The sequence below is a fragment of the Caulobacter sp. genome, from assembly GCF_039596335.1.
Classification (GTDB): domain Bacteria; phylum Pseudomonadota; class Alphaproteobacteria; order Caulobacterales; family Caulobacteraceae; genus Caulobacter.
Genome location: NZ_JBCNJZ010000002.1, coordinates 89,114 through 100,397, shown reverse-complemented (window position 1 = coordinate 100,397; position 11,284 = coordinate 89,114). Strand labels below are relative to the sequence as shown.

The following is an 11,284-nucleotide window of genomic DNA, read 5'->3' as shown; positions in this document are numbered from 1 at the left end:
GCGGGCCGGGAGGCAAGCGGGACAGGCGTGGCGTTTGTCATGCGCCAAGCTCAACCTTGAGCCGACTGCGCGTCAAGAGCGGATGAAACGTCGGCCGAACCGTGTTCCATCCCCGGAAAACCTTAACGCCGCCTCTTAACGCGATCCGCGACGCTCTGTAGTTTCGCGCGTCATGAACGCCCATACGTCCACCCCTGCGCACTTGCTCGACCCCACCGGCGCGACGCCGGTGATGCAGCAGTTTTTCGAGATGAAGGCGCGGCAGCCCGATGCGTTGATCTTCTTCCGCATGGGCGACTTCTACGAGCTGTTCTTCGACGACGCCTATCGCGCCGCCGCCGCCTTGGGCATCAGCCAGACGTTCCGTGGCACCCATGCGGGCCAGCCGATCCCGATGGCGGGCGTGCCGCAGCATGCGGCCGAAGCCTATCTCTCCAAGCTGATCCGCCTGGGCTTCAAGGTCGCCGTCTGCGAGCAGATGGAAGACCCGGCCGAGGCCAAGAAGCGCGGCTCCAAGTCGGTGGTCCGCCGCGACATCGTCCGCGTGGTCACGCCCGGCACCCTGACCGAGGACGGCCTGCTGGACGCCCGCGGCGCCAACCGCCTGGCGGCCGTGGCTCTGCGCGCCGGGCAGGCCGCCGTGGCGTCGGTCGAGTTGTCGACCGGCGAGGTCGAGGTCTTCGCCCTGGCCAAGGAAGGCGTCGCGCCGATCCTGGCGGCCCTGGCCCCGTCCGAGACCCTGGTCGCCGACCGCCTGCTGTCGGACGACAACCTGTCCCAGACCCTGAAGATCTGCGGCGGCCTGGTGCAGCCGATGCCTTCGGCCCTGTCCGAACCGCAGGCCTCGGAAGCCCGCGTGAAGCGCCTCTATGGCGTCGAGACCCTGGACGGCTTCGGCGGGCTTACGCCGGCCGAGATCGGCGCCCTGGGCCTGATCGCCGCCCACCTGGAAATGACCCAGGCCGGCAAGCTGCCGGCGTTGCGGGCACCGCGTCGCGCGGCCGACGCCGACGTCATGGCCATCGACCCGGCCACGCGCGGCAGCCTGGAGATCGACCGCACCCAGACCGGCGACCGCAACGGCTCGCTGCTGGCCTGTATCGACCGCACGGTGACCTCGGGCGGCGCCCGGATGCTGGCCTCGCGCCTGGCCCGGCCGCTCTTGGACACCGCCGCCATCGACCAGCGCCTGGACGCAGTGGAGTGGTTCGTCGAGCACCGCCAGCTGCGTCAGCGTCTGCGCGAGGTGCTGAAGGGCGCCGGTGACATGGCCCGCGCGCTGTCCCGCCTGGCCCTCGGCCGCGGCGGTCCGCGCGACCTGGGCTGCCTGCGCGACACGCTGAAGTGCGGCGAGCGCCTGGCTGGCATGGCGGGGGGCTCGCCCGACCCGCTGTCGCCGCCGCCGTTCGAGCTTGAACACGCCTTCAAGGCCCTGACCCCGGCGCTGCACGACGGCCTGTCGCAGTATCTGGAGATCCTGGAGCAGGGCCTGGGTCCCGACCTGCCGGCCCTGGCCCGCGACGGCGGCTTCGTCGCCCCCGGCATTCGGCCCGAGCTGGATCAGGCCCGCGGCCTGCGCGATGACAGCCGTAAGGTCATCGTCGCCCTGGAGGCCCAGCTGACCGCCGAAAGCGGCGTGCCGCTGAAGATCCGCCACAACGGCGTGCTGGGCTATTTCGTCGAGGCCACAGCCGGCAAGGCCGATCCGCTGTTCCAGCCGCCGCTGAACGCCACCTTCATCCACCGCCAGACCCTGGCCAACCAGGTGCGCTTCACCACCGTGGAGCTGGCCGATCTGGACGCTCGCATCGCCCAGGCCGCCGAGCGCGCCCTGGCCATGGAGGTCGCCGCCTTCGAGGACTGGCGCGAGCAGGCCCGCCAGCTGGCCGACGCCATCCAGATCGCCGCCGAGGCCCTGGCCCGCATCGATGTCGCCTCCGGCCTAGCCGAATGGGCCGAGGACGCCGGCGCGGTGCGTCCGATCGTCGACAAGTCCTACGCCTTCGACGCCAAGGGCGCGCGCCACCCGGTGGTGGAAGCCGCCGTCAAGCGCGCCGGCGATCCCTATACCCCCAACGACTGCTGCCTGGACGCCTCGGGCGAGACCGGTGCGCGGCTGTCGATCGTCACCGGCCCGAACATGGCCGGTAAGTCGACCTTCCTGCGCCAGAACGCCCTGCTGGCCATCCTGGCCCAGTCAGGTTGCTACGTACCCGCCGCCAGCTTCCGCCTGGGTGTCGTCGACCGCCTGTTCAGCCGCGTCGGCGCCGGCGATGACCTGGCCCGTGGCCGCTCGACCTTCATGATGGAGATGGTCGAGACCGCCGCTATCCTGACCCAGGCCGGCCCGCGCTCGCTGGTCATTTTGGACGAGATCGGCCGGGGCACGGCCACCTATGACGGTCTGGCCATCGCCTGGGCCTGCGCCGAGGCCCTGCACGACACCAACCAGAGCCGCGCCCTGTTCGCCACGCACTATCACGAGCTGGCGACCCTGGAAGAGCGGATGGCCTATGTCTCCAACCTGTCTCTGCGGGCCAAGGAGTGGAACGGCGATCTGGTCTTCCTGCACGAGGCCGCGCCCGGCCCGGCCGACCGCTCGTACGGCGTGCAGGTGGCCAAGCTGGCCGGCGTGCCCGGCCCCGTGGTGGTCCGCGCCCGCGAGGTGCTGGATCGCCTGGAGAGCAAGGACCAGTCGCCGGCCAAGCTGGACGACCTGCCGTTGTTCGCCGTCAGCCAGGCCGCGGCCGTGGCGCCGGCGCCTTCCAAAGCGGCGCCGAGTGTCGTCGAGGACACGCTGAGCGATCTCGACGTTGACGGCATGAGCCCGCGCGAGGCCCTGGAGGCCCTCTATCGTCTGAAGGGTCTGCTCAAGACCTAACGAGAAGTCTTATATAGCCGTCATGCCCCGTCGCCTTCGCCCCACCCGCCTGGAACATGTCGTCGACGGTCACGCCCTGCGTGCGCGGCTTTCGGCCGCCGCGCTGGACGCCATCGGCAACGAGGCCGACCAGCGCGCGCGCGCCATCGACATCCTCAAGCAGGCGCTGTTTCGCGGCCGGATGATCGCCAAGGAGCGGCTGGAGAACGGCGCAAGCGGCGTCGAGACCGCCCGCCTGATCAGCGGCGTCACCGACGAGGTGATCACCGCGCTCTACGACTTCACGACGGTGCACGTGTTCCGGGCCCGCAACCCGACCGAGGGCGAGCGCCTGTGCCTGCTGGCCGTCGGCGGCTATGGCCGCTCGACCCTGGCCCCGTTCTCGGACATCGATCTCCTGTTCCTGCGGCCCTACAAGCAGACGCCGCACGTCGAGAGCGTGATCGAGTTCATGCTGTATGCGCTGTGGGACCTGGGCTTCAAGGTCGGCCACGCCTCGCGCACGATCGAGGAGTGCGTGCGCCTCTCGAAGGAAGACTTCACGATCCGCACCTCGATCCTGGAGGCCCGCCGCCTGACCGGTGACGAGCGTCTGGCCGAGGATCTGAAGAAGCGCTTCCGCGACGACGTGGTGAAGGGCACCGGCGCCCAGTTCGTCGCCGCCAAGCTGAAGGAGCGCGACGACCGCCAGGCCCGCGCCGGCGCCAGCCGCTACATGGTCGAGCCCAACGTCAAGGAAGGGAAGGGGGGCCTGCGCGACCTCCACACCCTGATGTGGATCGCCGAATATCTGCACCCCGTCGACAAGCCTGAGGACGTCTTCAAGCTGGAGATTTTCTCCAGCCGCGAGATCAAGACCTTCATCCGGGCCTTCGATTTCCTGCACGCGGTGCGGGCCCACCTGCACTTCACGACGGGCCGGCCCGAGGAGCGGCTGACCTTCGACCTGCAGCCCGAGATCGCCCGCCGCATGGGCTATGGCGACCGGGGCGATGCGCCGGCGGTCGAGCGGTTCATGCGCCGCTACTTCCTGATCGCCAAGGAGGTCGGGGCCCTGACCCGCGCCTTCTCGGCCAAGCTGGAAGCCGAGCATTTCAAGAACGAGCCCAAGGGCATTTCGCGGTTCATTCCGGGCGCGCGACCCAAGCGCAAGGCGCTGGACGTCGAGGGCTTCTACGAAGACGGCGGCCGGCTGAACATCGAGGAGCAGTCGATCTTCGAGGCCGATCCGGTCAATCTGATCCGGCTGTTCAAGATCGCCGACGAGCGCGACCTTGATCTGCACCCCGACGCCTTCACGGCCGTGACCCGCAGCCTGTCGCTGATCACCTCCAAGGTGCGGCGCGACGAGGAGGCGGCCGCCACCTTCCTGGACCTCTTGGCGCGCGGCAAGCGCAGCTACCGCACCCTGACCCTGATGAACGACGCCGGCGTGCTGGGCCGCTTCATCCCCGAGTTCGGGCGGGTCGTGGCCCAGATGCAGTTCAACATGTACCACTCGTACACGGTGGACGAGCACACCCTGCGGGCCATGGGCGTGATCGGCGACATCGCCGCCGGCCGCCTGGCCGAGGACCATCCGCTGGCCGTGTCGATCATGCCGCTGATCGAGGACCGCGAGGCCCTGTTCCTGGCCATGCTGCTGCACGACACCGGCAAGGGCGGGGTCGGCGGTCAGGAAAAGGCCGGGGCCCGCGCCGCCCGCAGCGCCTGCGAGCGACTGGGCGTGGAGCGCACCAAGGTCGAGTTGGTGGCCTGGCTGGTCGAGAACCATCTCGTCATGAGCGACTTCGCCCAGAAGCGCGACGTGTCGGACCCCGGCACGGTGGCGGCCTTCGCCCGCATCGTCGAGAACCCCGAGCGCCTGCGCCTGCTGCTGGTGCTGACCGTGGCCGACATCCGCGCCGTCGGGCCGGGCGTTTGGAACGGCTGGAAGGGCCAGCTGCTGCGAGAGCTCTACAACGCCACCGAGGCGGTGTTCCGGGGCGGGCGCGGCAAGGACGCCGCCGCCAATGTGGTGCGTCACCAGGAGAACGCCGCCGAGGCCGCCCGCGCCGCCCTGCTGGAGGTCGATCCGGCCGCCATGGGCTGGGCGACGGCGATGGAAAACGCCTATTTCAGCGCCTTCCCGCCGGAAGACCTGCTCGAGCACGCCGGCTTGGCGCGGCGGGCGGCGATCCAGGGCGGGGCGGCGGCCGAGGGCCGGGTGCGCTCCGGCCAGAACGCCGCCGAGATCGTGGTCGCGGCCCAGGACCGGCGCGGTCTGTTCGCCGATCTGGCCTTGGCCATCTCGTCCCTGGGCGGCAATGTTGTCGGGGCGCGGGTTTTCACCTCGCGTCAGGGCCAGGCGCTGGACGTGTTCTACGTTCAGGACGTGACCGGCGCGCCGATGGGCTGCGAGAACCCGCGGGCCCTGCGCCGTCTGGCTGACGCCCTGGAAGCCGCCGGCCGGGGCGAAGTCCTATCCGTCGAGCCGCGCCGGGGCTCGGAGCAGTCCCGCGCCGCCGCCTTCTCGATCGCCCCGACGGTGGTGGTCGACAACGAGGCCTCCAACGACGCCACCGTGGTCGAGGCCTCAGGCCGCGACCGTCCGGGCCTGCTGCACGCCCTGGCCAAGTCCCTGGCCGACAGCGGCCTGTCCATCCAATCGGCCCACATCGACGGCTATGGCGAGCGCGCGGTCGACGCCTTCTATGTCCAGACCGCGCAGGGCGGGAAAGTGACCGAGACCCGCAAGATCAACGCCCTGAAGGCGGACCTGCTGGCCGCCCTGGAGCAGAACGAAGCAGGCGCCCCGGCGGCCCGGCCGGGCCTGCGCCGGGCGCGAGCCAGCGTGGCGCGGTAGGGGCGCGTCGCCGCCCTTGACGCCCTCTCGTCAAGCGCCCAGAAGCGCCGGGTGACCGACGTCGTTCCCCCCGCCGCCCAAGACGCTCCGCCGCCGCCTGCCAAGAAGGGCGGAGGGCTGCTGAAATCGTCGGCGATCTATTCGGGCCTGACCCTGGTCAGCCGGTTCATGGGCTTCTTCCGGGACCTGGCGGTCTCGTACCGCATGGGGGCCAGCGCCACCCCGGCAGCGGACGCCTACAACGCGGCCCTGGCGTTCCCGAACCTCTTCCGCCGGTTCTTCGCCGAGGGCGCGTTCGCCGCGGCCTTCGTCCCGGCCTACGCCAAGTCGCTGCAGCGCGATGGCGAGGAGAAGGCCGATATCCTGGCCGCCGACGCGATGGCCACCCTGGCGGCCTCGACCATCATCATCACCGTGATCTGCCAGCTGGCCATGCCCTGGCTGATGATGCTGATCAGCCCGGGCTTTGGCTGGGGCACCGAGAAGTACAAGCTGGCGGTGCTGCTGACCCAGATCACCATGCCCTACCTGCCGTGTATGGCGATCGTGGCCCACCTGTCGGGGGTGCTGAACGCCCGCGATAAATTCATCCTGTCGGCCGGGGCGCCGATCCTGCTGAACATCGCCACCCTGATCTTCATCCTGCCGCAGACCACGGCGGTGGGCGCGGCCCAGTGGGGCTCGGTCGGCGTCGTCGTGGCCGGCGTCGCCCAGGCGGCCCTGCTGGTCTGGGGCGTCAACAAGTCGGGGGCCAAGGTCCACTGGCGGCTGCCGCGCCTGACGCCGGAAGTGCGCGAGCTGATCGGAAAGGCCATCCCCGGGGCCCTGGCGGCCAGCGCCACCCAGGTCAACATCTTCATCTCCGGCAACCTGGCCAGCCACGTGCCCGGCGGCCGCTCCTGGCTGGCCACTGCCGACCGGCTCTATCAGCTGCCGCTGGGCCTGGTGGGCGTGGCGATCGGCGTGGCCCTGCTGCCGCGCCTGGCGCGCGCCGTGAACTCCGAGGACAAGGACGACGCGCAAGGCGCGATGGACCAGGCGATCGCTCTTGCCATGGCCCTGACGCTCCCCGCCGCCGCGGCCCTGGTGGCCATGCCGGGCTTCCTGTCGGACGGCCTCTACACCCGCGGCGAGTTCACCGCCTTCGACGCCAGCCAGACGGCCTCGGCGCTGTTCTTCTACGGCCTGGGCACCCCGGCCTTCGTGCTGCAGCAGCTGTATTCGCGGGCCTTCTTCGCGCGCGGCGACACCAAGAGCCCGATGCGGTTCGCCCTGGTCTCGGTGGCCGTGAACATCATCCTGGGCATCCTGTTCTTCAACCTGTTCGGGGTGAAGGGCATCGCCGCGGCCACCGCCGTGGCCTCGTGGTTGAACGTCGGGCAGATGGCCTTCGGCCTCTATCGCAAGGGCCACTACAACCCCTCGCTGGACACCTGGTCGCGGTTGGCGCGGATCCTGATCGCCAGCCTCGGTATGGGCCTGCTGCTGGCCGCCGCCTCACACTGGCGGCCGCTGATCGAGGCGCCGCTGCGCGGGATCGGCCTGACCGGCCACGCCATCGGCGCCAAGGAATTCGCCCTCGCCCTGACCTGCCTGGCGGGCCTGGCGGTCTATCCGCCACTGCTGTTCCTGTTCGGCGGGGTCAAGCCGGCCGAGCTGAAGGCGGCCTTAAGGAGGGGCAAGGCTTGATCCGCGTCCAGCCTGGGGCTAACCAGCAAGGCATGGCTCCGATCGGTCTCTTCTCGCCGCGATGGCGCGGCTCCAACTGACTTTGATCACCGCATCCTCGCGATGCGGTTTGCGCGCCTGCGCCTCGCCATTTCCAGATTCTGACAGCCAAGGCTGAAGTCATGACCGATCAAGCTCCCGTCACCTATACGGGCCCCTCCCGCGTGCTCTCGGGCGTCCAGCCCTCGGGCGCCCTGCATCTCGGCAACTATCTCGGCGCGCTGGTGAAGTTCACCCGCCTGCAGCACGAGATCGACACCTTCATCTTCGTCGCCGACCTGCACGCCATCACCGTCTGGCAGGACCCGGCGCTGCTGGCCCAGCAGACCCGCGAGATCGCCGCCGCCTACATCGCCGCGGGCCTGGACCCGGACAAGGCGACGATCTTCCCGCAATCGGCCGTGCGCGAGCACGCCGAGCTGGCCTGGATCTTCCAGTGCACGGCCCGCCTGGGCTGGCTGGACCGGATGACCCAGTTCAAGGAGAAGAGCGGCAAGCACAAGGAGCGCAGCTCGGTGGGCCTCTACACCTACCCGGTGCTGCAGGCGGCCGACATCCTGGTCTACAAGGCCACCCACGTGCCGGTGGGCGAGGACCAGAAGCAGCACCTGGAACTGACCCGCGACATCGCCGGCAAGTTCAACCACGACTTCGGCATCCCGGCCGGCCAGCCGGCCTTCTTCCCGCAGCCCGAACCCCTGATCCAGGGCCCGGGCGCGCGGGTCATGTCCTTGCGCGACGGCTCGGCGAAGATGAGCAAGTCCGACCCGTCGGACTACAGCCGCATCAACCTGACCGACGACGCCGACACCATCGCCGCCAAGGTCAAGAAGGCCCGGACCGACCCGGAACCGCTGCCCGAGACCCTGGAAGAACTGACCGCCCGCGCCGAGGCCGACAACCTGGTCGGTATCTTCGCCGCCCTGTCGGGTCAGACGAAGGCGCAGGTGCTGGCCGAGTACGCCGGCAAGGGCTTCGGAACCTTCAAGCCGGCCCTGGCCGAGCTGGCGGTCGAAAAGCTGGCCCCGGTCGGCGAGAAGATGCGCGGCCTGCTGGGCGATCCCGCGGTGCTGGACGCCATCCTGGCCAAGGGCGCGGAAAAGGCCCGCGAAGCCGCCGCCCCGACCGTGGCCGAGGTCAAGAAGCTGGTCGGCTTCTGGGGGGCTTAGAAACTGGACTTGAGATCGACGTTGAAGCGGCGTTTTCTGGCTCCATGACCGACGCTGCTTCAACTCAGGTCTCAGGGGGCCGCCGCAAGTTCCTGGTCGTCGCCGACGACAGCCCGGAGTTCGCGGCGGCGCTGAAATACGCCTGCCGCCGGGCTCGCTCGACCGGCGGTCACGTGGCCATGCTGAAGGTCATCTCGCCCGCCGAGTTCGAACACTGGAGCGGCGTGCGCGAGGAGATCGAGCGCCAGGAGCGCGCCGAGGCCGAGACCTTGCTGCAGAGCCTGGCCGGTCAGGTCATGGCCGAGACCGGCCTGCCGCCCGAGTTCATCATCAAGCACGCCGACAGCGTCCGCGCGGCGCTGAAGGCCGTGGTCGGGGCCGACCCGACCATCAAGATCCTGATCCTGGCCGCCTCGACCTCCGGCCGTGGTCCCGGCCCCCTGATCTCGGCCATCGCCAAGGAAGGGGTGGGGTTCAGCGGCCGCAAGCTGCCGGTCACCGTGGTGCCGGGCGACCTGACCGACGCGGATATCGAGGCGCTGGCTTGATTGTCATCCCGGGCGAAGACCCGGGATCGCAACAGGCTCGGCGTTTCCGGCGGTCCCGGCTCGGCGCGCTGCGCGCTTGGCCGGGATGACAGGTTTTAGTTGCGCTCCGGAATCCGGACCATCATCCGCTCATAGCCCTTCACGAAGGTCGAGTAGACGCGCTTGGGCTCTTCCAGGACCTCGATCTTGGGGAAGCGCTTCAGCACCTCTTCCCAGACGATCTTCAGCTGCATCTCGGCCAGGCGATTGCCCACGCAGCGGTGGATGCCGAAGCCGAACGACAGGTGGCGGCGGGCCTGGGGGCGGTCGATGATAAAGGCGTCGGCGTCTTCGATCACCGTGTCGTCGCGGTTGCCCGAGACGTACCACATGACGACCTTGTCGCCCTTCTTGATAGTCTTGCCAGCGAGCTCGAAGTCCTCCAGCGCCGTGCGGCGCATGTGGGCCAGCGGGGTCTGCCAGCGGATGATCTCCGAGACCATGTTGGGGATCAGCGACGGATCGGCGCGCAGCTTGGCCTCTTCCGCAGGGTTCTGGCTCAGGGCGTAGAGGCCGCCGGTCAGCGAGTTGCGGGTCGTGTCGTTGCCGCCGACGATCAGCAGGATGACATTGCCCAGATACTCCATCGGCGGCATGTCGCGGGTGGCCTCGCCGTGGGCCAGCATCGAGATCAGGTCATTGCCCGGCTCGGTCTGGTTGACTCGCTCGTTCCACAGGTTGGTGAAGTAGCCCAGGCACTCCAGCAGCTCGGCGCGGCGGGCATCTTCGCTCTCGACAATGCCGCTCTCGGGTGAGGCGGTGGCGACGTCCGACCAGCGCGTCAGCTTGCGGCGCTCTTCCCAGGGGAAGTCGAACAGAGTGGCCAGCATCTGGGTGGTCAGCTCGATCGAGACTTTGTCGACCCAGTCGAACGGCTCGTCGATCGGCAAGGTGTCGAGGATCTGGCAGACCCGCTCGCGGATGACGCCTTCCAGCCGGCCCAGGTTCTGCGGCGAGACGATTGGGCTGACCGTCTTGCGCTGGATGTCGTGCTTGGGCTGGTCCATGGCGATGAACATCGGCAGGACGAAGTCCTCGTCGAAGTCACGGATGGTGATGCCGCCCAGGTGAGCGTCCGACGAGAAGACCTGGTGGGTCGTGTCGACGGTCATGATGTCGTTGTAGCGGGTGATCGACCAGTAGGGCCCGGTCTCCTCATTGCCCTTCGACCAGTGGACGGGGTCCTCTTTCCGCAGACGCTCGAAATAGGGCCACATCGCGTCGGCCTGGAACAGGGCCGGATCGGCCACGTGATAGTCCTCGAGCGGGATGGCATAGGCCTGGGCCCGCGCGGCTTCCGTCAGGTCAACTGAACCGTCGCTCATGATGGATCCTCCCAAGGATCATTGTTCTTTCGACCATGACGTCAGAAAATGACGCTGGTGTCATCTTTTTTGTGCGGCTTTTCGGCGCCCTTGCGTCACGCCTTCGTCAGGTCCATCTGTCGCCCATGTTCATCCAGACCGAAACCACGCCCAATCCCGAGGTCCTCAAGTTCCTGCCCGGCCGTGAAGTGCTGGGCGAGGGCGCGCGCGAGTTCCGCACGCCCGAGGAAGGCGACGCCTCGCCGCTGGCCAAGGCCCTGTTCGACCTGGGCGACGTCACGCGGGTGTTCTTCGGTCCCGACTTCCTGACCGTCACCAAGGGCGACGAAGCCCAGTGGCCGCACCTGAAGGCGCCGATCCTGGCCGCCATCATGGACCACTTCACCAGCGGCCGGCCGCTGATGCTAGACGCCGCCACCGGTGATGGCCATGACGAGGGCGAGTACGACGAGGAAACCTCGCAGATCGTCTCGGAGATCAAGGAGCTGCTGGACACCCGCATCCGTCCGGCCGTGGCCCAGGACGGCGGCGACATCGTCTTCTCGCGCTTCGAGCCCAAGACCGGCGTCGTCTGGCTGCACATGCGCGGCGCCTGTTCGGGCTGCCCGTCCTCATCGGCGACCCTGAAGTCGGGCGTCGAGAACATGCTCAAGCACTATGTGCCGGAAGTGACCCGGGTCGAGCAGACTCTCGGCTAGGGGCGCCTTGCGGGCGGCCAGGTGAGCTCTTATTGTAACCTGACAAGTTGC

General features: G+C 68.9%; 7 protein-coding genes. 6 read left to right on the top strand and 1 reads right to left on the bottom strand.

From position 1 onward, the window contains the following. Positions 1–172 precede the first annotated feature (172 nt). The 5 genes from mutS to ABDW31_RS04460 all read left to right on the top strand — a co-directional run bounded on the left by mutS (position 173) and on the right by ABDW31_RS04460 (position 9,171). Complete coding sequence (gene mutS / locus ABDW31_RS04480) at positions 173–2,881, top strand: DNA mismatch repair protein MutS (RefSeq protein ID WP_343698368.1); 2,709 nt, start codon at positions 173–175, stop codon at positions 2,879–2,881. Positions 2,882–2,903: 22 nt separating this feature from the next. Further along, on the top strand, positions 2,904–5,726 hold the full coding sequence (locus tag ABDW31_RS04475; RefSeq protein ID WP_343698367.1) for a [protein-PII] uridylyltransferase: 2,823 nt from the start codon (positions 2,904–2,906) through the stop codon (positions 5,724–5,726). Positions 5,727–5,777: 51 nt separating this feature from the next. After that, entirely contained in the window at positions 5,778–7,415 is a 1,638-nt protein-coding gene (gene murJ, locus ABDW31_RS04470; protein WP_343698366.1) for a murein biosynthesis integral membrane protein MurJ, read from the top strand. Positions 7,416–7,576: 161 nt separating this feature from the next. Continuing rightward, entirely contained in the window at positions 7,577–8,623 is a 1,047-nt protein-coding gene (gene trpS, locus ABDW31_RS04465; protein WP_184714912.1) for a tryptophan--tRNA ligase, read from the top strand. A 44-nt stretch (positions 8,624–8,667) separates the two neighbouring features. Then, entirely contained in the window at positions 8,668–9,171 is a 504-nt protein-coding gene (locus ABDW31_RS04460) for a universal stress protein (protein ID WP_343698365.1), read from the top strand. A 95-nt stretch (positions 9,172–9,266) separates the two neighbouring features. On the opposite strand, the gene ABDW31_RS04455 is transcribed toward ABDW31_RS04460, so the two are convergent. Next, positions 9,267–10,535: a cytochrome P450 gene (locus tag ABDW31_RS04455; protein ID WP_343698364.1), complete on the bottom strand. Its 1,269-nt coding sequence runs from the start codon at positions 10,533–10,535 to the stop codon at positions 9,267–9,269. Between the two features lie 125 nt (positions 10,536–10,660). On the opposite strand from ABDW31_RS04455, the gene ABDW31_RS04450 reads away from it, so the two are divergent. Then, positions 10,661–11,233, top strand: coding sequence for a NifU family protein (locus ABDW31_RS04450; RefSeq protein ID WP_184714907.1), 573 nt, complete (start codon positions 10,661–10,663; stop codon positions 11,231–11,233). Positions 11,234–11,284 lie beyond the last annotated feature (51 nt).